General features: G+C 63.9%; 26 protein-coding genes. 12 read left to right on the top strand and 14 right to left on the bottom strand.

All coding sequences use genetic code 11. The features are described 5' to 3' along the window. Nucleotides 1-6: 6 nt before the first annotated feature. From ASD55_RS17930 to ASD55_RS03835, 9 genes are all read right to left on the bottom strand, one after another. Nucleotides 7-600 carry an acyltransferase gene (locus tag ASD55_RS17930; protein ID WP_082542635.1) on the bottom strand — a complete coding sequence of 198 codons (594 nt, stop codon included), beginning with the start codon at nt 598-600 and terminating at the stop codon, nt 7-9. Further along, on the bottom strand, nt 597-1,988 hold the full coding sequence (locus tag ASD55_RS03870) for an oligosaccharide flippase family protein (protein ID WP_056763846.1): 1,392 nt from the start codon (nt 1,986-1,988) through the stop codon (nt 597-599). Before ASD55_RS03870 ends, ASD55_RS17930 begins: the two co-directional genes overlap by 4 nt. A gap of 7 nt (nt 1,989-1,995) precedes the next feature. Then, nucleotides 1,996-3,084, bottom strand: a complete 1,089-nt coding sequence (locus ASD55_RS03865; RefSeq protein WP_056763844.1) for a DegT/DnrJ/EryC1/StrS family aminotransferase — start codon at nt 3,082-3,084, stop codon at nt 1,996-1,998. Continuing rightward, nucleotides 3,081-3,668 carry a UDP-2-acetamido-3-amino-2,3-dideoxy-D-glucuronate N-acetyltransferase gene (gene wbpD / locus ASD55_RS03860; protein WP_056763843.1) on the bottom strand — a complete coding sequence of 196 codons (588 nt, stop codon included), beginning with the start codon at nt 3,666-3,668 and terminating at the stop codon, nt 3,081-3,083. The genes ASD55_RS03865 and wbpD overlap by 4 nt, the downstream gene beginning before the upstream one ends. A 5-nt stretch (nt 3,669-3,673) precedes the next feature. After that, the gene (locus ASD55_RS03855) at nt 3,674-4,618 is read right to left on the bottom strand and encodes a Gfo/Idh/MocA family oxidoreductase (protein WP_056763841.1); all 945 of its coding nucleotides are present in this window, start codon (nt 4,616-4,618) and stop codon (nt 3,674-3,676) included. A 23-nt stretch (nt 4,619-4,641) separates the two neighbouring features. Beyond that, entirely contained in the window at nt 4,642-5,649 is a 1,008-nt protein-coding gene (locus tag ASD55_RS03850; RefSeq protein WP_056763840.1) for an NAD-dependent epimerase, read from the bottom strand. 16 nt (nt 5,650-5,665) lie between these two features. Further along, entirely contained in the window at nt 5,666-6,943 is a 1,278-nt protein-coding gene (tviB, locus tag ASD55_RS03845; RefSeq protein ID WP_056763838.1) for a Vi polysaccharide biosynthesis UDP-N-acetylglucosamine C-6 dehydrogenase TviB, read from the bottom strand. 289 nt (nt 6,944-7,232) lie between these two features. Further along, nucleotides 7,233-9,437 carry a polysaccharide biosynthesis tyrosine autokinase gene (locus ASD55_RS03840; RefSeq protein WP_056763837.1) on the bottom strand — a complete coding sequence of 735 codons (2,205 nt, stop codon included), beginning with the start codon at nt 9,435-9,437 and terminating at the stop codon, nt 7,233-7,235. A gap of 35 nt (nt 9,438-9,472) precedes the next feature. Continuing rightward, complete coding sequence (locus tag ASD55_RS03835) at nt 9,473-9,907, bottom strand: low molecular weight protein-tyrosine-phosphatase (RefSeq protein WP_056718436.1); 435 nt, start codon at nt 9,905-9,907, stop codon at nt 9,473-9,475. 302 nt (nt 9,908-10,209) lie between these two features. On the opposite strand from ASD55_RS03835, the gene ASD55_RS03830 reads away from it, so the two are divergent. The 7 genes from ASD55_RS03830 to ASD55_RS03800 all read left to right on the top strand — a co-directional run bounded on the left by ASD55_RS03830 (nt 10,210) and on the right by ASD55_RS03800 (nt 16,585). Next, the gene (locus ASD55_RS03830; protein WP_056763835.1) at nt 10,210-10,476 is read left to right on the top strand and encodes a hypothetical protein; all 267 of its coding nucleotides are present in this window, start codon (nt 10,210-10,212) and stop codon (nt 10,474-10,476) included. 165 nt (nt 10,477-10,641) lie between these two features. Further along, nucleotides 10,642-10,959, top strand: a complete 318-nt coding sequence (locus tag ASD55_RS03825; protein WP_056763834.1) for a hypothetical protein — start codon at nt 10,642-10,644, stop codon at nt 10,957-10,959. A gap of 229 nt (nt 10,960-11,188) precedes the next feature. After that, complete coding sequence (locus ASD55_RS03820) at nt 11,189-11,458, top strand: hypothetical protein (RefSeq protein ID WP_082542666.1); 270 nt, start codon at nt 11,189-11,191, stop codon at nt 11,456-11,458. A gap of 173 nt (nt 11,459-11,631) precedes the next feature. Then, nucleotides 11,632-12,651 (top strand): polysaccharide biosynthesis/export family protein, encoded by a 1,020-nt coding sequence (locus ASD55_RS03815; RefSeq protein ID WP_056763829.1) that lies wholly within the window; start codon nt 11,632-11,634, stop codon nt 12,649-12,651. Nucleotides 12,652-12,754: 103 nt separating this feature from the next. Next, nucleotides 12,755-13,465: a YjbF family lipoprotein gene (locus ASD55_RS03810; RefSeq protein WP_056763827.1), complete on the top strand. Its 711-nt coding sequence runs from the start codon at nt 12,755-12,757 to the stop codon at nt 13,463-13,465. Beyond that, a complete protein-coding gene (locus ASD55_RS03805; RefSeq protein WP_056763825.1) occupies nt 13,462-14,232 on the top strand; it encodes a capsule biosynthesis GfcC family protein in 771 nt (256 codons plus the stop codon). Before ASD55_RS03810 ends, ASD55_RS03805 begins: the two co-directional genes overlap by 4 nt. A gap of 232 nt (nt 14,233-14,464) precedes the next feature. After that, nucleotides 14,465-16,585 carry a YjbH domain-containing protein gene (locus ASD55_RS03800; RefSeq protein WP_082542633.1) on the top strand — a complete coding sequence of 707 codons (2,121 nt, stop codon included), beginning with the start codon at nt 14,465-14,467 and terminating at the stop codon, nt 16,583-16,585. A gap of 59 nt (nt 16,586-16,644) precedes the next feature. Here the strand turns inward: ASD55_RS03800 and ASD55_RS03795 are convergent, their stop codons facing one another. Then, the gene (locus ASD55_RS03795) at nt 16,645-17,001 is read right to left on the bottom strand and encodes a Rieske (2Fe-2S) protein (protein WP_056763822.1); all 357 of its coding nucleotides are present in this window, start codon (nt 16,999-17,001) and stop codon (nt 16,645-16,647) included. Between the two features lie 77 nt (nt 17,002-17,078). Between ASD55_RS03795 and ASD55_RS03790 the strand changes: the two genes are divergently transcribed. From ASD55_RS03790 to ASD55_RS03780, 3 genes are all read left to right on the top strand, one after another. Then, the gene (locus tag ASD55_RS03790) at nt 17,079-17,354 is read left to right on the top strand and encodes a hypothetical protein (protein WP_056763820.1); all 276 of its coding nucleotides are present in this window, start codon (nt 17,079-17,081) and stop codon (nt 17,352-17,354) included. A 67-nt stretch (nt 17,355-17,421) separates the two neighbouring features. Further along, nucleotides 17,422-18,357 carry a drug/metabolite exporter YedA gene (gene yedA / locus ASD55_RS03785; protein WP_056763817.1) on the top strand — a complete coding sequence of 312 codons (936 nt, stop codon included), beginning with the start codon at nt 17,422-17,424 and terminating at the stop codon, nt 18,355-18,357. A gap of 190 nt (nt 18,358-18,547) precedes the next feature. Further along, nucleotides 18,548-19,936 carry a TIGR00366 family protein gene (locus ASD55_RS03780; RefSeq protein WP_056763815.1) on the top strand — a complete coding sequence of 463 codons (1,389 nt, stop codon included), beginning with the start codon at nt 18,548-18,550 and terminating at the stop codon, nt 19,934-19,936. Nucleotides 19,937-19,979: 43 nt separating this feature from the next. Here the strand turns inward: ASD55_RS03780 and ASD55_RS03775 are convergent, their stop codons facing one another. The 4 genes from ASD55_RS03775 to ASD55_RS03760 form a co-directional block, all read right to left on the bottom strand. Continuing rightward, on the bottom strand, nt 19,980-21,308 hold the full coding sequence (locus ASD55_RS03775) for an ABC transporter permease (protein WP_056764474.1): 1,329 nt from the start codon (nt 21,306-21,308) through the stop codon (nt 19,980-19,982). Between the two features lie 10 nt (nt 21,309-21,318). Next, the gene (locus tag ASD55_RS03770) at nt 21,319-22,479 is read right to left on the bottom strand and encodes an ABC transporter permease (protein ID WP_056763814.1); all 1,161 of its coding nucleotides are present in this window, start codon (nt 22,477-22,479) and stop codon (nt 21,319-21,321) included. A gap of 250 nt (nt 22,480-22,729) precedes the next feature. Continuing rightward, nucleotides 22,730-23,419 (bottom strand): ABC transporter ATP-binding protein, encoded by a 690-nt coding sequence (locus ASD55_RS03765; protein WP_056763812.1) that lies wholly within the window; start codon nt 23,417-23,419, stop codon nt 22,730-22,732. 67 nt (nt 23,420-23,486) lie between these two features. Beyond that, nucleotides 23,487-24,734, bottom strand: a complete 1,248-nt coding sequence (locus ASD55_RS03760; RefSeq protein WP_235577712.1) for an efflux RND transporter periplasmic adaptor subunit — start codon at nt 24,732-24,734, stop codon at nt 23,487-23,489. A 206-nt stretch (nt 24,735-24,940) separates the two neighbouring features. On the opposite strand from ASD55_RS03760, the gene ASD55_RS03755 reads away from it, so the two are divergent. Together ASD55_RS03755 and mscL are read left to right on the top strand one after the other, a co-directional pair. Then, entirely contained in the window at nt 24,941-25,627 is a 687-nt protein-coding gene (locus tag ASD55_RS03755) for a fumarylacetoacetate hydrolase family protein (protein ID WP_056763809.1), read from the top strand. A 77-nt stretch (nt 25,628-25,704) separates the two neighbouring features. After that, entirely contained in the window at nt 25,705-26,118 is a 414-nt protein-coding gene (mscL, locus tag ASD55_RS03750) for a large-conductance mechanosensitive channel protein MscL (RefSeq protein ID WP_056763807.1), read from the top strand. Nucleotides 26,119-26,269: the final 151 nt, after the last annotated feature.

The following is a 26,269-nucleotide window of genomic DNA, read 5'->3' as shown; positions in this document are numbered from 1 at the left end:
TTTTAATTAACAACGAGCGTCGGCGTGTGGGTTCTCAAGGCGCCTCAACTCTCTAGCCGGGACGCCCCCGATGACGATATATCCATCCGGAAAACTCTTAGCCACAACAGCGCCAGCTGCCACGATCGTTTTGCTACCCAGCACAACACCGGGCAATATGACAGCATTCATTCCGATCCAACATTTCTCGCCGATGATTACATCCAGGCCACCTTCGTGTCTTTCCAAATCATTAGTGTCGTGATTTGAGGTGATAAGTCCCACGTTGGGAGCAATGTAAGTTCCCTTTCCGATGTAAATGCAGGCGCCAAAATTTTGAAAATATGTCCCTGGCGACTGAAAATTGTTCAAATCATCGGGATGGAATACGATGTTTTTCGCGTTCGACACGTAACAAGTTAGAGCACTCGGCCAAGGCAGCGGCTTAGCGAGTCTGAGGATATTTTTTGTCCAGATGGACCTAAAAGCCCAAACAAAGCCGCTTAGGTGTTGATTAAAGTATTTACTTTTGAGATAGCTTTTTTCATAGAAGAGTCCAAGCATGAGAATTAGTACAGGACGCAGATTATGAACAACTAATTTACCAAAACGCTTTATCATCGCACCATTCCGAAGACGACTCTTGCTATTGTTCCAACAATTACCCATGCCGACAAAGGAGCCCAAGCACTATGCAGCGCACCCATTAGTTCCTTGACACTGACCCGAGCCACTTTCGAAAATAACAAGAGGCAGAGAAAGTAAAACACACCTCCGGATATCGCGTACGACTCCGCAAAATAGCGCCTCGCATACTCGCCCGCGATCCACAGCGCTCCTAACCTTATAATCAGGCCCGAGATAGTGAGTCCGAGCATTGCCTTTTGACGACTACATACATGCATCACCATCGATATTGGCGAAGAAAGAAATTGCAGGACAAACCACGGCGTCATCCAGGCCACGATTTCGCCCGCGCGCTGCCACTCTTTGCCAAAAACGACAGGGAATACTGCCGGAGCTACGATCCCTGCGAATAACAAGGGGCCAACTCCGGTTTTTGCGAGGCCAGCGAGTATCTTTATTGAAAAGGTATCAAGCCGTCCATTCCGCAACTCTTCGGGCGCGCGCGATAGATAGACTTGCGCAACAGATCCCCCGACCAATGTCATGGGAGCTGCCATCGTGCGTGTAGCCAGCATTAAATAGCCCGCTTCAGGCCCGATCGCCAGCGCAGCTATGATGATGACTGGCAATTGGATGCCGATTGTATTAGCGAGTCCGTCAAACGTGGAATATTTCGGAAATCGATCATATTCCCGGAACATGCGTTGCATGTTTCCGGCATCAACAAACCGAAGCAACCCACGGTCGTTGTGCAGCGCCGCTCGCCCCAATCCGAGCACGCCTGCACAAACGCTTATCATCTGCCCCAAGAGCAGACCGAATGGGGCAAGTCCGGCCCAGCCCAGCGCAATCTGTGTTCCGGAACCGCCGATGGCTTGCGTCAATCGCGTCTGTGCCACAGCCGTGAACTTGCGCTTTCGTGTGGCCCAGTATTGGAGCGCGGCGTAAGAACCGGCCAGCCATAGACCCAGTGGCAACATCCATAGGTAGGGTCGCAATGCGGGCTGATGCACTAGCCTAGCGATTTCATCAGGTGCCGACCACACGATTATTGCTACGAGAGCGGCCAGAACCGCCGCGCTTGTCAGGGCAAGCGCAAGCAGATTGACAGCATCCTCATCACGCTCCGGCATAGGGATGGCGAATTCGAAGCGCAGACAACCCGCTACCGAGAGAATGCCCAATAACGACACGTAGACTGCAAGTACGCTGAAGTGGGCCGGGGTGTAGAGCCTCGTAAGAATGGGTAACACGAGCACGGTCAATGCCTGCGCAAATGCCGTTCCGCCAGCCAGTACACCAACGTGACGCACGAAATCATTTCGCAGAAGCACCGCTAGGCGCCCGTGGAAGGTTGCGATCGCTGCCTTGGCGTAGCGCATCGTCGGATCAGCTGGCGCAGAGCGCCGTCATGATGAGGCGCTGATCGTCGATGCCGAGATAGGCGTGCATCGGAAGGCTCAAGACCCTCTGTGCGGCAGCATCCCCTACTGGCAGAAGGGCGGTGGGATCCTCTACTGCCGGCTGCTGATTGAGCGGAAGCGGATAGTGCACCGCAGTCGGTATTCCAGCAGCGCTCAAACGTGCCTGCGACGCTTCACGATCAGCGACAGCTACGGTGTATTGCGCCCATGCGCTCTGGTTGTGGGGCTCGACGTAAGGCACGACTGTTACACTGCCTGCGTCGTCAAGCAGCCTTTCATAGCCTTCAGCCAAGCGTTGGCGACGCGCGATCTCGTCGTCCAGAATTTCCAGCTTCGGCAGCAAAATCGCTGCTTGGAGTGTGTCCAGCCGACTGTTCACGCCAACGCGAACATGGTGATAGCGCCGGTCCTGCCCGTGCCGTGCGATTTGGCGCATGACCTTGGCCAACTCCTCGTCGCTGGTGAAGATGGCTCCGCCATCGCCGTAGCAGCCCAGAGGTTTGCTGGGGAAAAAACTGGTGCACGAGATCGCGCTCAGATTGCAGCTTTTGCGACCCTTGTAGGTCGCGCCGAAGCTTTGCGCGGCATCCTCGATCACCGGCACACCGTGTTTCGCAGCGATGGCATTGATGGCGTCGAAGTCCGCGCATTGCCCATAGAGCGACACCGGAATGATGGCGCGTGTCCTGGGTGTTATCGCCGCTTCCAGCAGCGTCGCATCCAGGTTGTAGGTCCGTGGATTGATATCCACGTACACCGGCTTGGCGCCCAATAGAGCCACCGTTTCGGCGGTGGCAATGTAGGTGAATCCGGGCGTGATGACCTCATCACCCGGACCGATACCCAGCGCCATCTGCGCGATCTGCAGAGCGTCGGTGCCATTGGCTACGGTAACGCAGTATTTGGCGCCCACGTACGCCGCGAGCTTCTCTTCGAGTTCGGCCACTTCCGGACCCAGGATGTACTGGCCGTGGGCAAGCACGCGCTGAATACCCGCATCGATCCTGTCCTTGATGCGGGCCTGCTGGGTTTTGAGATCGTTGAACTCGATCATGCTGTTGCATCCAGCTTCCGCAGCTGATGGCCACTGAGCACGTAGCGCGCATCGCTGTGTTCACACGCCACTTCACCCTGCCCCTGCAAAGGCAGTTTGAGCTGTTCGCCAAACTCGCTCATCCAGCCGATCTGTCGCGCGGGAACGCCCACCATCAAGGCGTAAGCGGGCACATCCTTGTTGACCACCGCGCCAGCGCCGACAAAGGCAAATTCACCAATGGTGATACCGCAGACGATGGTGCAATTCGCGCCGAGTGTGGCGCCGCGCTGCACCAGCGTGTCGCGATATTCGTCTTTGCGCTCGATCAGGGAGCGCGGGTTGTAGACGTTGGTGAATACCATGCTGGGGCCGCAGAACACGCCCTCCTCAAGGGTGACGTTGTCGTATACCGATACGTTGTTCTGGATCTTGCAGTGGTCGCCGATGACTACCTTGTTGCCGACGAATACGTTCTGGCCCAGCGAGACGCCCGTGCCGATGCGTGCGCCCGGGCAGACGTGCACGAAATGCCAGACGCGCGATCCCTCGCCGATCTGCGCACCGTCATCAATAATGGCCGAGGGGTGCTGGTAGAAGCTCATCTGGTTCACCGCTTCAGGAAGGGATGGTAGTCGCCTGCGAGAGGCGCAATCGTGGCATCACGAATGGCGGCAACGGTGCTGATGGCCGTGCGGTTCTCTTCGAGGCCGAAACCGCGCCCGGCGAGAATCTCCTCGTAACTGCGAATGTGCAGGTCGGTGAAGCCGCCGGAGAACTCGATTTCTTCGCCGTCTACCGTGATGGAGCGATAGGTGCGCTGGCCAGCTTCACGCGCCGTGTCAGGGACATCCTCGACATCTACCGAGAGGAACCAGCGAACCCGGGCGTTCTCATACTCCAGGTATCCTGCCGCCTTCGTCTCGGAGGAGAGATGCACCACGTTGGCCTGCAGGTCACCGAAGATGTAATGCAGCATGTCGAAGAAATGCACGCCGATATTGGTGGCGATGCCGCCGGATTTCTTGGTGTCGCCTTTCCAGCTTTGCAAATACCAGTGACCGCGCGAGGTGATGTAACTGAGGTCGACTTCGTGCTTGGTGTCCCGTTTTTCGTCTAGGACTTTTCCGCGCAAGGCGACGATCGACGGGTGCACACGCAGCTGCAGGATCGTGTTGACCTTGTGCCCGGTGTCCTGTTCTATTTCCTGCAGGCCGTCGATATTCCAAGGGTTCAGCACCAGCGGCTTTTCGCAGATCGCGTCGGCACCAGATCGCAGAGCGAAGCGCATGTGAGAGTCGTGCAGATAGTTGGGTGAGCAAATCGATACCCAATCGATGCGATCGCCGTGATTCGAGCGCCGCAGCTTGTCGACATGACGATCAAATCGCTCGAATTCCGTGAAGAAGTCGGCGTCAGGGAAATGACTGTCCATGATGCCGACCGAATCGTTCGGGTCATAGGCGGCCACCAATTGATTTCCGGTGGCCTTGATCGCCTGCATGTGGCGGGGTGCGATGTAACCAGCAGCACCGATGAGCGCGAAACTTTTCATGTGTGTCCGGACCTGTTCATCCATTACGCGTAATAGTTCTGATACCAGCGCACGAAGTTGGCGACGCCTTCTTCCACCAGCACTTTTGGCTCGTAGCCAACCTGTTCGATGAGTTCCGAGACATCGGCCTCAGTGTCCGGAACGTCCCCCGCCTGCAGGGGCATGAATTGCATCTGCGCCTTGAGTCCAAGGCATCGCTCCAACACTTCGATATAGCGCAGGAGCTGCACTGGTTGCTCGTTGCCAATGTTGTAGATGCGGTATGGCGCGACACCGCTGCTGGCCGGATCGGGCGCACCGCCCGTCCAGTCGGGATCTTTCCCGGGCACCTTGTCCAAGATGCGAACTACCCCCTCAACGATGTCGTCGATATAGGTAAAGCTGCGCTTGTGGTGACCATGGTTGAACACCTTGATCGGCTCGCCAGCCAGAATCGCCTTGGTAAACAGGAACAGCGCCATGTCGGGACGGCCCCACGGCCCATAGACCGTGAAGAAGCGCAGGCCCGTTACCGGAATGTCATACAGATGGGCATAACTGTGCGCCATCTGCTCGTTAGCTTTCTTGGTCGCCGCATAAAGCGTCAACGGATGTTCCGTGGGCTGGTGTTCGGAGAACGGCATGGCCGTATTGGCGCCATAGACCGAACTGGTCGACGCGAACACCAGATGCTCCACGTCGTGGTGGCGGCAGCCTTCCAGGATGTGCAGGAAGCCGGTGACATTGCTGGCCACGTAAATATGCGGGTTTTCCGCCGCGTAGCGCACGCCCGCTTGCGCTGCAAGATTGACTACGCGCTGCGGCTTGTGCGTGACGAACACGCTTTCAACCAGAGCACGATCGGCCAGGTCGCCGTGGACATGGGTGTAATTCGGGTGATCCATGAAGCGCGCGAGCCGCGCCTTTTTCAGGTTTACGTCGTAGTAGTCATTGAGGCTGTCGAAGCCGATGACTTTGTCGCCACGCTCAAGCAGCTTGAGGGCGACGTGCGAACCGATGAAGCCGGCAGTGCCGGTGACCAAGACTTTCATGCCGTGCGATCCCGATTCAAAGACGACCATCCACCGCATCTCGCGGCAACACATATTTCACGTCGTAAACAACCGACTCAGGTTTGCCGAAGGCACGGATGCCCTCGGCGCCAAGGGAGACGAACTGTTGGTGGCCGACTGCCACGATCACCGCGTCGTAGTTGCCAGCCTGCGGCTGGGCAACGGTCGTAATCGCATATTCATGCTGCGCTTCGGCTGGATCGACCCATGGATCATGAATATCGACCTCCGCGTTGTAACCCTTCAATGCCGCGACGATATCGACCACGCGCGTATTGCGCAGGTCCGGGCAGTTTTCCTTGAACGCCAGACCCAGCAGCAGGATGCGCGCACGCACCGGATTGATACCCTTGCGCACCATCAGTCTGATCACTTCGCTGGCTATGTACGGGCCCATGCTGTCGTTTGTGCGGCGGCCGGCCAGGATCACGTCCGGGTGGTGGCCCATTTCCTGCGCCTTGTGGGTGAGGTAGTAAGGATCCACGCTGATGCAGTGGCCACCAACCAGGCCGGGACGGAACGGCAGGAAGTTCCATTTGGTACCGGCGGCTTCCAGCACTTCCAGCGTGTCGATGCCGAGCTTGTTGAACAGGATAGCGAGATCGTTGACCAAGGCGATGTTGAGATCGCGCTGGGTGTTTTCGATCACCTTGGCGGCCTCGGCCACCTTGATACAGCTGGCCTTGTGCGTTCCGGCCGTGATGATCGAGCCGTACAGGCGGTCGACGAAATCCGCCACCTCAAGCGTGGAGCCTGAGGTCACTTTGAGAATGGTAGTAACGCGATGAAGCTTGTCGCCCGGGTTGATGCGCTCAGGGCTGTAGCCGGCGAAGAAATCGCGGTTGTAGACCAGTCCCGAAACCTTCTCCAGGATTGGCACGCAGACTTCCTCGGTGCAGCCCGGATACACGGTGGATTCGTACACCACTGTGTCTCCCTGTTTGAGCACTTTGCCCAAACTCTCGCTGGCCTTGACCAATGGGGTCAGGTCGGGACGCTTGGCCGAGTCGATCGGGGTGGGCACGGTGACGATGTAGACGTTGCACCCACGAAGGTCATCCAGGCTCGCGCTGAAGCTCAGGCGTGGCGCGGCCGCGAGTTCGGCAGCATCTACCTCCAGCGTGTGGTCATGGCCACCGCGCAACTCATCGATGCGTGCGGTGTTGATATCAAAGCCCACCGTGTCGAAGTGCTTGCCGAATTCCACGGCGAGCGGCAGCCCGACATATCCGAGGCCGATGATGGCGATCTTCGTGTTTTCCAGTGAGTGCATGAGGCTTCCGTTGGATGTATTGGAACGAGCTTGTCTGGCGGAACAAGGCAACAGGGGAGCCGATGGCGCTGGCTCAACCGCTGATTATGGGGTTTTCGTGTTGCAGGGGCGAGGCTGGGCGGTTTTGAGCGTTGCCTTGGAACGGCGGGTGGAGCGGCGATGGGGTGTTGCTGGAGGAATGGATGAAGGTGGCTTTCGGCAACTTGTTGGAATAGAGCGATAGCAAACGCAAAAGCTACCCCACCTCGATCCTCCCCTGCAGGCAGGGGAGGAAGCAGAGCGGCACGCGTTATTTAGCGGTTTTGTATTCGTAGTAACCGTAGGAGTAGTAGCCAGCGCTGCGGCGTTCCACGGCGTTGAAGATGGCGCCCTTGATCTCGACGCCATTCTGCTCGAAGCGCTGCTTGGCCAGGGCGATTTCGCGGATCTGGTTCAGGCCGAAGCGTACTACCAGCAAGCTAGTGCCGGCATGGTGGCCGATCACGGCCGCATCGGTCACCGCCAGGATCGGCGGGGTGTCGACGATGATCAAGTCGTACAGCGGCATCAATTTGTTGAGCAACGCGGTGAAGTTCGCGTGCATCAGCAGTTCGGAGGGGTTCGGTGGCACCTTGCCGCGGGCGATGAAGTGCAGGCCTTCGACGCCGTCGACCTTGCGAATGGCGGCGGGCAGTTCAAGCTGGCCGGTGACCAGCTCGGACAGGCCATTCTCGGGTTTACCGCCCATCACCTTGTGCTGGCCGCCCTTGCGCATGTCGGCGTCGATCAACAGCACCCTCTGCCCAGCCTGCGCGATCACCGCAGCCAGGTTGGCCGAAACGAAGGTCTTGCCGGCATTGGGACTGGAGCCGGAGATCATCAGCAGATTGTTCTTCGCTTCCAAACGGGCGAAGTGCAGGCTGGTGCGCAGGCTGCGCAACGCTTCGGTGGCGAGATCGGCCGGCGCTCTGACAGCCAGCAGGTGTTGTTTGCCGTTGCTGCCGTGATGGTGCACATCCTTTACCGAGATGGCGATTTCCTGCTCGCTCAACGGGATCGAGGCATAGACCGGCAAGCCCAAGTGTTCGATGGCGGCGGGATCTTCCACGCCGCGGTTCAACATCTGGCGCAGGAAGATGAAGGCCACGGCGAGGAAGCCGCCCAGGAAGGTGCCGCCGAGCACGATGATGGCCTTTTTCGGCTTCACCGGGCGGCTGGTGTCCACTGCGGCCCTGTCGATGATGCGCACGTTGCCTACGGTGCCGGCACGGGCGATATCCAGCTGCTGAGCCTGGTTGAGCAGGCTGGTATAGGTCTCGTTGCTGACCTGCACGTCGCGGGTCAACCGCAGCAATTCCTGCTGGGTGTCGGGCAAATCGCCGACCTGCTTTTCCATCGCGGCCTTCTGCGCCTGCAGTTGGCCGATCTGCTGCATCAGCGCCTTGTACGCCGGATGTTCGGGGGTGAAGCGGCGCTGGACGTCGGCCAGTTGCATCTGCAATTGCTGGATGCTCGTTTCGATGGCGACGGTCTGGTCCAGCAGACCCTTGGTCTGCATGGTGATGTCGACCGAATGGGCCTGGGTCTGGAACGCGTTCAGCGCAGCGGTCGCCTTTTCGAGGTCGCGGCGCACGTTGGGCAGCTGTTCCTTGACGAACTTCAGGCTGTTGGCCGCTTCGGCGGAATTGCGGTCCACGTTCTGCTTCACGTAGATCTCGCTGACCTGATCGAGCAGATTGGCGGCCAGCTGCGGATCGGCATTGTTGTAGGTCAGGGCAAGAATGCCCGAATCCTTGCCCTGCTCGCTGGCGTTCACATCCTGCTGCAACTTGGTGATCACGGCCAGGTCGCTCTGGCGCACCACGTCGAAGCAGGCTCCCGGGTTGGCAGCCAACGCCTTCACCTGGATGGTTATCCCGTGGCCGCTGGCGGGCTTGCCGACCTGGCCGTTGAGCAGCACGTTGTCGTCGTCATCGCGGAGGCTGAAGGCGCCGTTGTTGCCGGCGATCAGGGTAAGCGTCTTGCCTCGCAGGCTGGCGGGAACCTCGAGCTGGAAGATGTCCAGCGCGGCGCCGCCCCAGTCGTAGCTGTTCATGCCGAACTTCGGCGGGGCCACGGCACCGGGCTGCGCGCGCACATAGCGGCGGGCAATGAAATTGCCGAACAGCGGGAAGCGGTGCGGTTTGACGCTGATCGCCAAGTGCAGGTTGTCGGCAGCGCCGCCGATCACCGTGCGCGAGGTGATCAGCGCGATTTCGGTGGTGGCTTCGGAGCTGGACGCACCCAGCGTCTGGGTGAGGTCGCTGAGGCCCGGCAGGCTGGGCACCTTCTGCTCGACCTGCACGATGGCGTTGGCCTGGTAGATCGGCGTGGCCAGCAGCGCATAGGCCACGCTGACCACGAAAAACACGCCGGTGACGACGATGATCAGCCACTTGTGGTCGATCAGGGTGCCGAGCAGTTCGCCCAGATCGATTTCGTCGTCGCTGGACGACGGGGTTTGCGTAGCGGCCATGCAGGAACTTTCCTAGTCGGTATATATAAGGTGGATTACAGGTAGCGCAGCCAGCTATCAACACCTTGTGTGATCAAATCGTGTACGTGATCAAACGCAGGGCGTTGCTGGCGGTACGGGTCAGGGATGTCACGTGCCTGCACCCATTTGTCCAGTACGAAGATCTTGCCGCTGGCTTCCGGAGCCAGCCGCACCATCGCGTCGACGTGGCTTTTCTCCATGCCCAGCACCAGGTCGGCTTCGCGCAGCATGGCCGGCGTCAGCTGACGTGCGCGATGGGCCGCGCCGTCGATGCCGTGCTCAGCCATCACCTGCATCGCGGTGGCATCCATCGGGTAACCGGTCATGGCGTGCAAACCGGCACTGCTCACTTCGATGTCCTTCGAAACCAGGCGCTCGCGCAACAGATATTCGGCGGTGGGGCTGCGGCAGATGTTGCCAATACAGACGGTCAAGATCCGTTTGAACAACTCGATGACTCCTCGATTGCCTGGCAGGCTCGCCCGTAGCACCCGGCGTCCCGCGCTCCTGTGGATTTGTGGTCACTCCCCCCCTGGAGCTGCTGGCGGTATCGCGCAACGTTCCGCGAAGACATCTTCACAACCGCGACGCACGCACGTTTCCCGACCAGCCCGGCATGATAACCGAAGCCCGGCCAGCTTGGCGGCCCCAGCCTGACTGGTTCATGTATGTACCCCTGCGGAATTGTGGGTATACTCGGCAAGCGCGGAATTCACGTCCGCTTGACGCCATGCCTCCCGGGGAAATATTCATGAAGAAGATGATCGTTGCTCTTCTGGCGACGGGCCTGATGGGTTCCGCGCTGGCCCAGTCCGCTGATTCGCAGCAGCCCGCTACCCCGCCGGCGCCCGCAGTTGCTGGCGCGAAGACCGCCACGACGCAGTCGCTGGGCGAAATGACGCCGTTCTACGTGATCGGTGGCGTGGTTATCGCTGGCGCCATCGTGGCTGCCTCCAGCGGCGGCAACGACCATAAGACCAGCACGCCGCCGCCGACCGGCACCACCGGTACGAACTGAGCGAATGCATCACCTCGAAAGCCGCGCCAGTTCTGGCGCGGCTTTTTTGTGCGCATGAGCTTCCAGGCCGAAGGGGCGGCGATGCGCTCTTGCCGTACATCTTTCCTTAACCTTGCTTTGGTAAGGTCGGGTGACAGGCGGAATCCCGGTGCCGTGGGATTGCCCATGAAAATGATGCTTGCAAGTCTTTTGGCCGCTGGCCTGTTGGCCGCGGGAATGGCCCAGGCCGCAGAACCGATGCCGTCGGCCCAGAACCAGAACCCTTCGCCAAATCCGGCCGTCGCCGGCGCCGCCGCTGCCGGGTCCGCCTCCACCGGGGGCATCACGACGGGCCAGGCCATCGCTGCCGGCATCGCCCTGGTGGCCGTCGTTGCCGTCGCCGCCGGAGCAGGCAACGACGACAACCACGGGCATGTCCCGGGTACCGGAAGCACGGGGACTACCGGAACCACGGGAACGACCGGCACCACCGGCACGCATTGACACGCATCAAGTCGGCCGGGCCCTTCCTTGGGCTTGTCCACTGCGAGCGGCTCTTTCTCCCTCCCCTGCCTCGGCAGGGGAGGGCCGGGGTGGGGTGCTCCTGCTCTGCGCTGCTGCCCTATCAGCCTTCACCTTCACTACACCAGCCTCCGCGTACATGGTTCCTTCACGACCGCTGGTTATACTGACGGCGCTGTTTTTCCCGAACACCGGTCACAAGGAGCAACACATGAAAATGATTCTTCCCGCACTTCTGACCGCTGGACTGATGGCTTCCGGCCTGGCAATGGCGGCGCAGCCGCAATCGGACAGCGCCCAGAACCCGCCGGCCCAGCCCACGGTGGCAGGCGCCAACACCGCCAGTGTCGCCTCCACGGGCGGTATTACTGCTGGCCAGGTGATCGCGGTGACCATCGCGGTGGTGGCAACCGTCGGCGTGGTGGCTGGCGTCGCTCGCGACGACTCGCATCCGGTGCCTGGTACCACCGGTACCCACTGATATCCTGTGACTGATCTCGAACAAACGTGCCGACTTCGCTCGGCACGTTTGTCGTGTCTGTCGTTCCCTCTGTCGCCTTTGAGTCCTCTTCGATCGTGAAAACATTCCCTGCCCTCACTCTAGTTGCCTGCGCTGCTCTGCTGCACGGTTGCGCCTTTGCGCCCGGCCAGCACATGTCGACCAGCGAACTCTCCCGCGGCGACACGGTCGACAACAGCCAGGTCGAGCTTGTCCCGATCACTCCGAAGCTGATCGCCATGAATCGAGCCAGCGCTCAAGCAGTAGCAGTACCTCCAGCTCTGTTGGCGTACCAACCGCAGTCGTATCACATTGGTGCAGGCGATAGCTTGTTTATTACGGTTTGGGAGCATCCGGAACTGACAGCTCCCGCAGGTTCCCAGCAACCTGGCGTCGCCAATGGTCGTTTGGTGCGCTCAGATGGAACCCTGTTCTACCCGTATGTGGGCGTGCTGAAAGTTGAAGGGATGACTATCGAGGAGCTACGCGATGCCATCGCCAGCAAACTAGCCCAGTACATCGAGAAGCCTCAAGTGGATGTCGCAGTGAGCGGCTATGGCAGCCAACGCATCGTTTTGCAGGGTGCATTCGCGAAAACCGATCCTCTGCCGATCACCGCGGTGCCACTGACCCTGGCCCAGGCGCTGGGCACGGCCACCATCAATACCGAGCAGGCCAATCTTTCCGGTCTGGTGCTGACCCGCGACGGCCAGGATTACCACCTGGATCTGGATGCACTGAACAACGGTGGCAATCTGGCGCAGGACATCTACCTGAAGCCGGGCGATCGCCTGTTCCTGCCGTACAACGACCGCCAGGAAGTGTATGTGGTGGGCGAAGTGGTCAGGCCGATGGCGATCAACTTCAAGACTTCCGACCTCAGCCTGACCCAGGCGCTGGGACGCGCGGGCGGCCTCAACCCGCTCAGCGCCAAGGGCAAGGCGGTGTACGTGATCCGTGGCGTCAAGGATCTTGAGCAGGCGCCGTCGAAGGTATTCAGCCTGGACGCGCGCTCGCCGGCCGCCTTCGCGCTGGCCGACCAGTTCATGGTGAAGCCGGGCGACGTGGTGTTCGTGGGACCGGCCGGCGTGACCCGCTGGAACCGCTTCTTCAGCCAGTTGCTGCCGTTCTCGGGCCTGATCAATTCGGCGGCCAACGCGAACAAGGATTTCTGAGCGCACCCGGCAGGAATGCCCTTGCACGGGGCGGGCATGGCCCGCCCCACGAATTACGCTGTACTGATCAGGGAAGGGGAGCACCGGTTTGCCCGCAGACGAGTTGACGAACAGCGAACGCACGACGGCGTCAACGGCGCGGCCCGTCGTCGCGCGCACGCTGCCCTGGCTGTTGCTGGCCTGTCCGCTGCTGCTCGGCCTGCACGGCTGCAGCGAACTCTCGCAATCCTCGATCAAGGCGATGCGGCTTGCCGCGAAGGGCCGGCCGCAGGTGCAGCCAACCGCGGCCGAGGTGGCGGCCAAGCCGTATTTCCAGTTGCAGGCCACCAGCCCGGAAGGCAGCGCGGTGCTGATCCTGGGCAACGTCGATGGCGGACGCCAGGCGTGGTACGGCAATCATGGCGTGGTGGTGTTCATCGAGCGCGGCCGCGTGGTGCAGACCACCGGACTGGGACAGGACCTCGACGGCGTGCAACTGCCTGCCGACGATCCGTTCGCGCGCGGCCTGCAGACGCTCACCGCGCCGGTCAGCTACCGCATGGGCAAGGACTGGTCACCGGGCTATCGCTACGGCGTGCCGGTCGACGCCACGCTGACGCCGGCGGGTCGCGAGCAGATCAGCATCCTCGACCAGACCCACGACGTGCTGCGGGTGGATGAACAGCTCGACGTGCCGTCGCTGCACTACCGCGTCACCAATCACTACTGGGTGGACCCGCGCGACGGTTTCATCTGGAAGAGTGACCAGCAGGTGGCGCCCGGATTGAGCCTGCAACTGGTGCAACTGCGCCCCTACCGCGAGCCGCAGCCATGAACCGCGCATGCTTAGTGTTGCTGATGCTGGGCTGGTCGACGGCAGCCGCGGCGGTGCAGGTCAAGGTGCGCGGTGCCGTGGCGCATCCGGGTCACACGGAACTGAGCGACCCTGCCCGCCTCAGCGATGCCGCGATTGCCGCGCAGCCGCTGCCGCAGGCTTACATGAAAGGCGCGGCCTGGTTGCGGCCAGGCTTGCTGGCCACGCAGCAGCGATTGAAGGCCGGCGTGCTGTTCGACCTGGCCAGCCTGCAACAGCGGGCGCTGGCAGGCGACGACCAGGCATTGGCCGCCAGCAGCGCGGCGCTGCGGAGCTGGATCAGCTCGCTGCCGGTAACCGGGCGTGAGTCGCCGGCGCTGCTCGATCCACGCGCGGTGGAAGTGAATGCACCGGAGAATCACCTGCTGGCCGCCGGCGACGAGCTGTTCTATCCGCTGCGTCCCGACGGCATCCGCGTGGTCGGCGCCGTGCAGCAACCCTGCACCCTGCCGTTGGTGCCGCTGCAGGATGCGCGGCTTTACCTGGACGCGTGTGCGCTCGGCGACGCCGCGGATCGCGACAGCATCTACGTGATCGAGCCGGACGGCCGGGTGTTCGTGCAGGGCGTGGCCCTGTGGAATCGCAGCGAGGCGCAGGCACTGGCGCCAGGCGCGGTGATCTACGTGCCGCTGCGCGAGCGCGCCGCCCGCAAGGTGGACGCCACGATGAACAGCGACATCGCCGCGTTCCTGGCGACGCAGGTGTTGCCGGGACCGGGGGCGCCGTGATGAACGTGGCTCGCGAAGAACACCCCACCCCAACCCTCCCCTGTCCCACAGGGACTTCCTTCGGTCGCAAGCAGGTAAGGGAGAAGAGCCGGAGCGCGCCGCTGCTCGTGCCCCCTCCCCTGTTTGCAGGGGAGGGTTGGGGTGGGGTCGCTCTTGACCTCCCTGCCCGCCTGCCCCAGCTCATCGCATCAGACACATCGCACCACCGCACCACGCCACGGACCCCAAAGGCTTGAACACCCTCCAGCACATCCGCCGTCAATGCACCTGCCTGCTGCCGCTGGCCGGCTGGCTGATGACCTGTTCGGTGCACGCGCAGAACGCGCCCACGCAAAGCGACTTCGGTGGCGCCGGCCTGCTGCAGACACCTACCGCGCGCATGGCCGACGAAGGCGAGGTGGGTTTCACCGCCAGCCGCACGTCGCCGTATACGCGCTACAACTTCACCCTGCAGCCGTTGCCGTGGCTGGAAGGCAGTTTTCGCTACATCAGCATCAGCAATCGTTTGTATGGGCCGTCAAGCCTGAGCGGCAACCAGAGCCTCAAGGACAAGTCGATCGACGCCAAGGTGCGGCTGTGGCGCGAGAGCCACTACCTGCCGACCTTGTCGGTGGGCATCCGTGACCTGGGTGGCACCGGTCTGTTCTCCAGCGAATACGTGGTGGCCAGCAAGCGCTTCGGCCCGATCGATGCCAGCCTGGGCATGGCCTGGGGCTACATGGGTAATCGCGGGGATGTCCGCAACCCGTTGGCGCTGATCAGCAACCGATTCGATACGCGTCCGGGACGCGGCAACGATCCGGGCGGCCAGTTCAACAGCCACGATTATTTCCGCGGGCGTGCGGCGCTGTTCGGCGGCATCAGCTACCAGACGCCGTGGCAACCGCTGATCCTGAAGCTGGAATACGAAGGCAACGACTACAAACACGAACCGCAGGGCAACAACCAGCCGCAACGCACGCCGATCAACATCGGCGCGGTCTATCGGTTGAACCGCAACGTCGACTTCAGCCTGGCGCTGGAGCGCGGGCGCGTGGCGATGTTCGGCTTCACCTTGCACACGAACCTCGCCCGGAGCAGCGGCCCCACCAAGCTGCTCGATCCGCCCCTGCCCGAGCGCGCCGACAGGCCGCCCACGCAAACGCCGCAGCAGGTCGACTGGACGGCGGTGAGCAAGCAGCTGCGCGACAACGCCGGCATCGAAGTGTCGAAGATCAGCCGGCGTGGCCGCGAAGTGGTGGTGACCGGCGAACAGCAGCGCTATTTCTATACGGCCAAGGCGCTGGGTCGCACCGCGCGCGTGCTGGACAACCAGCTGGCGCCGGGCACCGACTGGTACACCGTGGTGTCCACCCGCGAAGGCCTGCCGATCGTGGCGACCAGCGTGCACCGGCAGCGCTTCGACGAACTGCTCAACTACGACATCGACCTGCGAGACTTCCGCCGCAGCGTCGAGCAGAACCCGCCGCTGCCACAACGAGAGGACGTGCTGTACCGTGCCACGCCGAAGAAGTTCAGCGGCAACCTGGCGGTGGGTTACGCGCAATCGCTGGGCGGCCCCGACGCCTTCATCCTGTATCAGGTGTACGCGAACTACGACGCGAACTTCCACTTCACTCCGAACCTGTGGTGGAGCGGCAACTTCAGCGCGAACCTGCTGAACAACTACGACCACTTCAAGTACGACGCACCCAGCAACCTGCCCCGCGTGCGTACCTACGTGCGCGAGTACCTGACCAGCTCGCGGCTGACCATGCCGGTATTCCAGCTGACCGCCAGCCGCCGCCTGGGCACCGATCTGTATGGCCTTCTATACGGCGGCATGCTGGAGAGCATGTACGGCGGCGTGGGCGGCGAAGTGCTGTACCGGCCGATGGGCGAGCGCTGGGCGATCGGTGTCGATGCCAACTGGGTGAAGCAGCGCGGCTTCGACCAGGACTTCTCGTTCCGCCGCTACCACGTCGCCACCGGCCACGTGACCGGCTACTTCGACCTGGGCTACAAGGACGTCACCCTGGCGCTCAGCTACGGCCGCTACCTGGCCGGTGATCGCGGCGCCACCATCGACGTGTCGCGCCAGTTCCACAACGGCGTGCGCATGGGTGCGTATGCCACGTTCACCAATGTCTCGGCGAAGCAGTTCGGCGAAGGCAGCTTCGACAAGGGCATCTACCTGTCGATCCCGTTCGACCTGATGCTGCCCAGCTCGCACACCAGCAGCGCCAACATCCTGTGGCAGCCCCTGCTGCGCGACGGCGGCGCCCGCCTGGCCAAACGCTACAACCTCTACGACCTGACCAGCGACCGCGACAGCGACGACCTGCAGTACAACCTGCAGAAGATCACCGAGTAACCGCCTTGCTCCCTCCCCTCGCAGGGGAGGGCTGGGGTGGGGTCGCTCTTCCCGCCGCGCTACGCCAGCCTCACCTCGCCCTCGTCCACCTGCACCGCCACCGCGCGCAGATGTTCTCCGCGACAAGGCCCGGCAATGCACAAGCCATCGCCCTGGTTGAAGGTGGCGCCGTGCACGGCGCAGATCAGGGTGTCGTTCTTCAGCAGGAATTTGCCGGGGGCGTAGTCGAGGCGGCGGCCGGCGTGGGGGCAGACGTTGAGATAGCCGTGCACCTGCTCGCCACGGCGCAGCAGGATCAGGCTTTCCTCGCCGTCAGCCAGGCTGGCGTCCACCGCGGTGGCGCCACCGTCGGGGATGTCGTCGAGCCGGCACAGGGCCGGTGGTTGCGACAATTCGGCGGGGGTGGATATATCCATCGGCACTTGCCTCGGGGGGCGGATGGCCCCATGGTGGTCGCGTAAGTCGTTGATTTTACCATACGGATTTTTAACACATGCGCTTCTCCCTGCCTCCTCTTCGTCGTCCCCGCCATCCGCTGGCGCGCGCCCTCTCGCTGGTGCTGGGCGTGGCCGTGCTGGGTGTGCTGCTGGTGTTCGGGCTGGTGGTGGCTGGCGTGCTGCTGGTCGGCGGCATCGTGCTGCTGGCCGTGCGCCAGTGGAAGCAGGGGCGTTCGCCGGTGCAGCGGAAGGCGTCGGCCGGCAATGGCCAGCCGGCCGTGCTGGAAGGCGAGTTCGTGGTGATCCGCCAGGGTCGGCCCGTCGCGCACTGAGTCGTCCGGCAGGGGCACAAGCCGGCGCAGGGATGGATAATGCGCCGTCCCCATACGATCCGCCCCCATGCACGACACCTCTGCCTCCGACGCGGCCACAAGGCCGCGCAGCCTGACTGATCCCCGCGTCCTGATTCCGCTGTCGCTGCTGGCGCTGTACGTGATCTGGGGTTCGACCTACCTGGGCATCCGGTTCGCTCTGGAAAGCTATCCACCGTTCCTGCTGGCGGGCATCCGCTTCCTGGGAGCCGGCGTGGCGCTGTATGGCTTCCTGCGCTGGCGCGGCATGGCGGCGCCGACGCCGCTGCAATGGCGCAACGCCACGTTCACCGGACTGCTGTTGCTCGGCATGGGCAATGGCCTGGTGTGCTTTGCCGAGGAGCGCGTCAGCTCGGGTATCGCCGCGGTGGCGGTGGCCAGCATGCCGCTGTTCGCCGCGCTGTTCACCGGCATGTACGGGCAGTGGCCGAACCGGCGCGAGAGCGTCGGCCTGGTGATCGGCTTCGTCGGCGTGATCGTGCTGAACCTGGGCAGCAGCCTGTCCGGCTCGCGGCTCGGCGCGATCGCGCTGCTGGTGGCGGCGATGTGCTGGGCGTTCGGTTCGGCCTGGAGCCGTCGACGCGACATGCCGCAAGGCCCGATGAATACCGCTGCGCAGATGCTGACCGCCAGCGTCGCGCTGCTGCTGTTCGGCTTCCTCAGCGGCGAACGCCTGCCGGCGCATCCCACGATGCATGCCACGCTGGCCCTGATCTATCTGGCGGTGTTCGGTTCGATCGTGGCGTTCAGCGCCTACCTGTACGTGCTCAAGCACGCGCGTCCCGCGCTGGCTACCAGCTATGCCTACGTGAATCCGCCGGTCGCCGTGCTGCTGGGCATCCTGCTGGCCGGCGAGCAGCTGGGGCCGTACGACTTGCTGGGCATGGCGATCATCCTGGGCGGCTTGGTCGTGATCACGCTGGCGAAGCAGAAGAAGCAGGTTGGAGTCGCGGCTTCCACCTGAGCGAGATCAAGAGCGCACCCCCTCCCAACCTCCCCCTGCCATGCAGGGGGAGGAGCGTTGCGCGCTCTGCTCCCTCCCCTGCGAAGTAGGGGAGGGTTGGGGTGGGGTTGCTCTTCGCCCGACCCGCGCGTGACGATGACGCGATCGCAAAAGGGGGCAGAACATGAGCGCAGAACAACGGGATGGCTGGATGGCGCGCGTCGCACTGCGCAGTGCGGCGTGGGCGGAGCGCTGGTTTCCGGATGCGTGGGTGTTTGCCGCGCTGGGCGTGGTGCTGGTGGCGCTGGCGGCGCTGGCCTTTGGCGCGACACCCGTCGCCGCCGTCGGCGCGTTCGGCGACGGCTTCTGGAGCCTGATCCCGTTCACCATGCAGATGGCCTTCGTGGTGATCGGCGGCTACGTGCTGGCCACCGCGCCGGTGGTGGCGCGCCTCATCGACGTGCTGGCGCGGGCGCCGCGCACGGGGCGCGGCGCGATCGTCTACATCGCCCTGGTCAGCATGCTGGCGTCGCTGCTCAGCTGGGGATTCTCGCTGGTGTTCGGCGGCCTGCTGGTGCGCGCGCTGGCGCGGCGCAGCGACCTGCGCATGGATTACCGCGCGGCCGGTGCAGCGGCGTATCTGGGCCTGGGTGCGATCTGGGCGATGGGGCTGTCGTCGTCCGCCGCGCAATTGCAGGCGAACCCGGCCAGCATGCCGCCGGGCCTGCTGGCGATCACCGGCGTGCTGCCTTTCAGCCAGACGATTTTCCTGTGGCAGTCGATCGTGCTGACCGCGGTGCTGATCGTGGTGTCGCTGCTGGTCTGCTGGTTCACCGCGCCGTCGGACGCGAACGTGCGCACCGCGCAGGACTTCGACGTCGGCGAAACCTCGACCCCGGCCCTGCCGCCGCGCACGCGACCGGGCGAGTGGCTGGAATACAGCCCGCTGCTGTCGCTGGCGATCGGCCTGCTGGGACTGGGCTGGCTCGGCCACGAGTTCGCCAGCAAGCCGGCGATAAGCGCGATCGCCAACCTCAACACCTACAACTTCCTGTTCCTGACCCTGGGCATCCTGCTGCACTGGCGCCCGCGCAGCTTTCTCGATGCGGTGCATCGCGCGGTGCCCAGCACCGCCGGCGTGCTGATCCAGTTCCCGCTGTACGGCGGCATCGCCGCCCTGCTGACCCACGTGCCCGGTGCGGATGGCTCGACGCTGGCGCACCGCTTGTCGAACCTGTTCGTGCATATCGCCGGCACCGAGAGCTTCCCTGCGGTGATGGGCGCGTACTCGGCGATCCTCGGCTTCTTCGTGCCGTCGGGTGGCGGCAAATGGCTGGTCGAGGCGCCGTACGTGATGCAGGCGGCAAACGACCTGCACGTGCATCTGGGCTGGGCGGTGCAGGTCTACAACGCGGCCGAGGCGCTGCCGAACCTGATCAACCCGTTCTGGATGCTGCCGCTGCTGGGCGTGCTGGGGCTGAAAGCCCGCGACGTGGTCGGCTACACCTTCGTGCAACTGGTGGTGCATGTACCGCTGGTGCTGGGCATGCTGTGGCTGCTCGGGATGACGCTGGATTATGTGCCGCCGGTGATGCCCTGAAACACCCGTAGGAGCGCACAGGGTGCGCTCCTGCGGTTTGCGTTTACAGCTCGCGCAGCGCGGTGGTCACCGGCAAGCGCGCGGCGCGCACGGCGGGGAACAGGCCGCCGATGAAGCCGATCGCCAGCGCCCATTTCAGGCCACTCCACAGCAGCGCGGGGGTGACGCTGAACTCGAAGCTGAGCTTGCCCACCGAACCGGCCGCCAGCGTGGAGGCGGTATAGCCGTTGAAGATCAGCCACGCCAGGGTGCCGCCGAGCAGGCCGCCGATCAGCGCCAGCAGCATCGTTTCCAGCATGATCGCCACCACCACCGGCGTGCCGCGGAAACCGATCGCGCGCAGCGTGGCGATTTCGCGGGCGCGGGCGGCGACAGCGGCGAACATGCAGTTGAGCGCGCCGAAGATCGCACCGATCGCCATGATCACGCCGACGGTGATGCCGATGCCCTGGATCATCTTGCTGGTGCCTTCGGACTGCTTGCTGAAGTAGTCGAGGGTGGTGTCGACGTCGACCTTCAGCCGCGGGTCGGCTTCGAGCGAGGCCTTGAACGCGTCGAAACCGTTCGGGTCGGCCAGCTTCAGCGTCACCGAGTTGCGGCTGCCGCCGCGGCGATAGGCATCGGCGACCACGTTGGCGTCGGCCCACAGTTCCGAATCCAGCGCATCGCCGGAGGCGAACTGGCCGACCACGGTCCACAGCTGGTTGCCCAGCTTCACCTGGTGGCCGACCTCGAGGCCGGCGAATTCGCGCTGGGCGCCCTGCCCCACCATCAGCTCATGCATGCCGGGCTTGAACTTGCGCCCGGCGACAACCTTGACGTTCGGCCGCACCGTCCACGCCTCGTCGCCGATGCCGCGGAGTTGCACGCTGCCGACGTCGTCCTCGGTGCCACCCTTCAGCTGCAGGTTCGCGGCGACCACGATCTCCGGCGAGGCGATCGGCTTGCCCTGGGCGTCGCGGGCGATGCCGGCGACCTGCGGAATCACCACCACGTTGTCGCGTTCCAGCACCGACATCACTTCCGACGCGGACGCACCGCGCATCACGATGGCGGTGTCGGTGCTGCCGGTCCTGCGCAGTGTTTCGCTGTAGCCCTCGCCCATCGCCAGCAAGGCCACCAGCACGCCGACCACGCCGGCAATGCCAATCACGATCACCGAAGAGGAACCCAGCCGCTGGCGCAAGGTGCTGACGCCGACTGCCGTGACCGAGGATGCCTGGCGGCCTTGTCGGGTCAGCGCCATCCACAGTGCGAACAGCACGGCAAGCCCCAGCACCGCCGGCCATGGCAGGCGCACCCATATGCCCAGCGTGACCACCAGCGCAACGACCAGGCCCAGGCCGATCATGAAATTTCCGAACTTGTTCATGGTGATCTCCTCAGCGGCCGGCCAGTGCATCGACAATGTTCAGGCGCATCGCGCGCACCGCGGGTATCACTCCCACCACCAGGCCGATGACGGCCATCAGCACGATGCCGAGCACCCAGTTGCCCGCACCGACCGGCGGCAGGCCGAGCCCGCTGCCAGCCGCCACCACGGGAATCAGCGCGGTGGCGATGCCCAGCCCGATCACCCCGCCGATCAGCAACAGCAGCACGGATTCGGCCAGCACCATGCCGAGCACGCTGGTGCTGGAGAAGCCGATCGTCTTCAGCACCGCCAGTTCGGACGTCCGTTCGCGCACGGCCATCATCATGGTGTTGCCCGACAGCAGCATCAGGGTGAAGAACACCGCGCCCATGATCGAGCTGACGATCAGGCCGATGTCGGCCAGCTGCTTGATCCAGTTCGCCGCGGCGGCCTGTTCGGTCTGCGTGCGGGTCTCGTGGTCGGAGTTGGCCGAGATCGCGTCGATCGCCTTGGCCACGCGATCGGCCTGGTTCACGTCGCTGACGCGGCTGACGTACCAGCCCACCGCGCCGCGGTTGTAGGGCGTGCTGTCGTCGAAGTATTTCCAGTGCAGCAGGATCAGCTGCTTGAACATGCCGCCGGCGTTCTTGTCCTTCGGATGCAGGATGCCCACGATGTCGAACGACCAGTTCTTGCTGCCGTCATGGGTGGGGAAGATGGTGGACTGCAGCGGCAGCTTGTCGCCGACCTTCCAGTGATATTTCGCCGCGAGGTCCTCGCCGACCAGCACGCCGGTGCGGGTCTCGTCGAACGCCTTGCGCTGCGCCGCCGGCACCTCGACCTCGGGGAACAGGTCGATGTAGTTCGGGCTCACCGCGAAGCTGAAGATCTGGTTGTGCGGGTCCTGGTAGGCCCCGCCGAACCAGTTCGCATAGGCCACCGCCTTGACCCCGGGCACCTTGCCGATCGGCAGCTCCAGCGACGACGGCAGGGTCTGGATGAAGGACAGCTTCGAGCCGGTCTGCAGGCGTTCGGCGCCATTGGCGCTCTTGCCCGCCTGGTCGAACGAGGTGCGCACCGCGTCGAGCATGCCGAACAGCAGGAACGCGGCGATGATCGAGACCAGGGTGAGGAAGGTGCGGGTCTTGCGCCGGAACAGCGCGGCCCAGATCAGGTGGAGATATTTCATGACGGAATCCTCTGCGGATCACGGCGCTGCCACGTCGGCACGGCGACGCGGAAGCCGGAGAAGTGCGCGTAAAGCTCCCTCCCCTGTTTACAGGGGAGGGTTGGGGTGGGGTCGCTCTTGATCGCAAGGTCAAAAGCCTTACCCCCTCCCAACCTCCCCCTGCAAGCAGGGGGAGGGGCAAAGCCGCTGCGCTCCCTCCCCTGCATCGCAGGGGAGGGCCGGGGTGGGGTCGCTCTTCGCCGCAAGCCCATCACGCCAGCGCTCCCTGCTCGACCAACGTGCCCTTGTCCAGATGCAGCGTATGGCTGGCGTATTCGGCCGCCTTCGGATCATGGGTGACCATCACGATGGTCTTGCCGTGCTCGCGGTTGAGCTGCTGCAGCAGGCCGAGCACGTCTTCGGCGGACTGGCGGTCGAGGTCGCCGGTGGGCTCGTCGCAGACCAGCAGCTCGGGATCGGAGACGATCGCGCGGGCGATCGCCACGCGCTGCTGCTGGCCGCCGGAGAGTTCGCTCGGCTTGTGGCTGGCGCGATCGGCGAGGCCGACCAGTTGCAACGCGATCGCCGCGTTCTTCCGGCGCTGCGACGCCGACAGCTTGGTCAGCAGCAGCGGCAGTTCGACATTGCGCTGCGCCGACAGCATCGGCATCAGGTTGTAGAACTGGAAGATGAAGCCCACGTTCGACGCACGCCACTTGGCCAGCGCGCCGCCACCGAGCTGATCGATGCGCTGGCCGCCCACGCTGATGCTGCCCGCGCTGGGCGTATCGAGTCCGCCGATCAGGTTGAGCAAGGTGGTCTTGCCGGAACCGGACGGGCCCATCAGGGCCAGGAAGTCGCCCTCGGCGATCGCCAGGTTGACGTGGTGCAACACCTCGACCTTCTGCTTGCCGCGCTCATAGGTCTTGGCCAGGTTCTGGATATCGATCAGGGTGCCCATGCTGTTTCTCCGAAGGCTTCGTGACGGTCGCGACGGAGGCCGCCGCAAGAGGACATCTGTTCATGACTCATGGCGTGGCCGCTTTCGTCTGCACGGCCGAACCGTCGTGCAGGTCGGCTGGCGGGGCCAGCACCACGCTGTCGCCCGGCTTCACCGCGGCCGGCAGCAGGCGCAACTCGCCCTGGGCCTGCGCCGCGGGACTGACGGTGCGCTGGCGCACTGCGCCGCCGTCGACCACGAACACCACGCTGCGGCCGTTGCGCTGCACGATCGCCGTGGCCGGCACCAGCACGCCTTGCGGGACCGGCGCGGTGGCATCCGGCCGCTCTTCCAGGAAGGACACCCGCACGCCCATGTCGGGAACCACGCGTGCATCTTTCTGTTCCAGCGCCACGCGCACCTTGATGGTGGCCTTGCCACGATCGGCGGTGGGCACGATGGCGACCACGCGGGCGGGAATCTTCCAGTCCGGGTAGGCATCCAGCACGGCTTCGGCCGACATGCCCGGCTTGACCCGGCCGATATAGGCCTCGTTGACGTCCACGTCCACTTCCAGCGAACTCATGTCGACGATGGTGCCGACGCCGGTGCGGGTGAAGCCGCCACCGGCGGACAGCGGCGAGATGATCTCGCCCACCTGCGCGTCCTTGGTGGTGACCACGCCGCTGAACGGCGCGCGCACCACGCAGTAGTCGAAATTGACCTGGGCCACGGCGGCCTGCGCATCGGCGGACTTGGCCTGCTGGCGCTGCGCGCCGAGCTGGGCACGCAGGCTGTCCACCTGGGTCTGCGCCTGCTCGGCACTCTGCTTCGAGACCAGCCCGCGACCGACCAGCGACTGCAGCCGCCGCGCATCGGCCACGCCCTGGGCCAGTTGCGCCTGGTACTGGGCGACCTGCGCATGCGCCGCGTCGGCCTGGGCCCGGGCCGCGGCGAGGTTGGCCCGGTAGCCGCTGTCGTCCAGACGCGCCAGCACCTGGCCCTGCTTCACGTGGTCGCCTTCCTCGATCAGCACCGCGGTCAGCGTGCCGGTGATCTGGGCGGACACGGTGGCCTGGCGACGGGCGGTGACGTAACCGGTGGCCTGCAGCACGGCGCCGGCGCCGCTGTCCGCACTGGCCGCCGCCGCCGTCGCGGTCTGCACCGGCACGGCGCGATGGCCCAGCCAGAACCAGCCGGCACCGCCGAGCAGCACGACCAGGGCCAGCCCGGCGGCCACGATCCACGGCCAGCGGGCGCCGCCACCGCCGTGTTCCTCGCGTTGATGGCGCTCGATGCGTAATTCCTTCAGCAGCTCGGTGTTGTCCACATCCACTCCCGCATTCCAGGCCATGTTTCCGATGAGACAAGCTTGAACGACGCGCCGGGGCGTCGCCATGATCCGGCATCAATCATCGGACGTGACAGCTGTCATCCGCCCCACTGTCTGTCGACGAACGGGACCGTGGCGGATCGACAGCCCGACGCCCGCGCCTGCTCCGCAGCCTGCGCCGACAGGGCCGCCTTTGCTACGCTTGCCGCATGACCTACGCCATCGCCGCTCCCGCCGTCCCCAGCCTGCCGATCATCGGCAGCGACCAGCGCTTTCCGATCCGCCGCGTGTTCTGCATCGGCCGCAACTACGCCGAGCACGCCCGCGAGATGGGCGCGGTGGTGGACAAGTCCGCCCCGATGTTCTTCTGCAAGCCGGCCGACGCGGTGGTCAGCGACGGTGCGGATGTGCCCTATCCCTCGATGACGACGGAGCTGCACCACGAAGTGGAGATGGTGGTGGCGCTGGCCGGCGGTGGCCGCGACATCGCCCCGGAACAGGCGGGTTCGCTGATCTTCGGCTACGGCGTGGGGCTGGACCTGACCCGCCGCGACCTGCAGGCGCAGGCCAAGGCGAAAGGCCACCCGTGGGACGTGGCCAAGGCCTTCGATCATTCCGCGCCGGTGTCGGCGCTGCGCCCGGCACACGAGGCGGCACTGGATGACGACAGCGTGCTGCGGCTCACCGTCAATGGCGAGCTGCGCCAGCAGACCCGGCTGGGCGAGATGGTGCACGGCGTGCCGCAGATCATCGCGGCGCTGTCCACCCTGTTCGAACTGAAGCCCGGCGACCTGATCTTCACCGGCACGCCCGCGGGTGTCGCCGCCCTGCAGCGGGGCGACCGCTTTCACGCCGAACTGGTCGGCGTGGCAGCGCTCGACGGGCGCATCGCGTGATCGGCGGCAACCCCTGAGCCCGGCGGGTTGCGCTACATTCGACCCGCCAATCGGCCAAATCAAGGGAGTACCAGACAATGAGCATGCTCAGCGAGTTCAAGGCCTTTGCCATGCGCGGCAACGTCATCGACCTGGCGGTCGGTGTGGTCATCGGCGGCGCGTTCGGCAAGATCGTCACCTCCCTGGTCGACCAGATCATCATGCCGCCGATCGGCATGCTCACTGGTGGCATCGACTTCAACGATCTGAAATGGGTGCTCAAGCCCGCTGACGTCACCGACCCGGCGCACAAGGTGGCCGAGGTGGCGATCCAGTACGGCGCCTTCATCAACACCCTGATCCAGTTCCTCATCATCGCGTTCGCGATCTTCATGGTGGTCAAGGCCATCAACAAGCTCAGCCGCAAGCAGGAAGAGGCGCCCGCCGCGCCGCCCGCCGACGTGGCGCTGCTGACCGAGATCCGCGATCTGCTGAAGAATCGGCCGGTTTGACGGGATAAGCGGGAACGGGGGACGGGGTACAAAGAGCGGAAGCCAAAGCCGCATCGCTCTCGCCGTTCCCTGTTCCCCGTTCCCCACCCATGACTTCTGGCCTAAGCGCCGCCTGACCCGAGCGCCATAATCGGGCTTTCCTCCGCGGAGT

It is taken from the genome of Rhodanobacter sp. Root561, assembly GCF_001427365.1.
Taxonomy (GTDB): domain Bacteria; phylum Pseudomonadota; class Gammaproteobacteria; order Xanthomonadales; family Rhodanobacteraceae; genus Rhodanobacter.
This window is presented reverse-complemented; position numbering and strand designations above follow the sequence as displayed.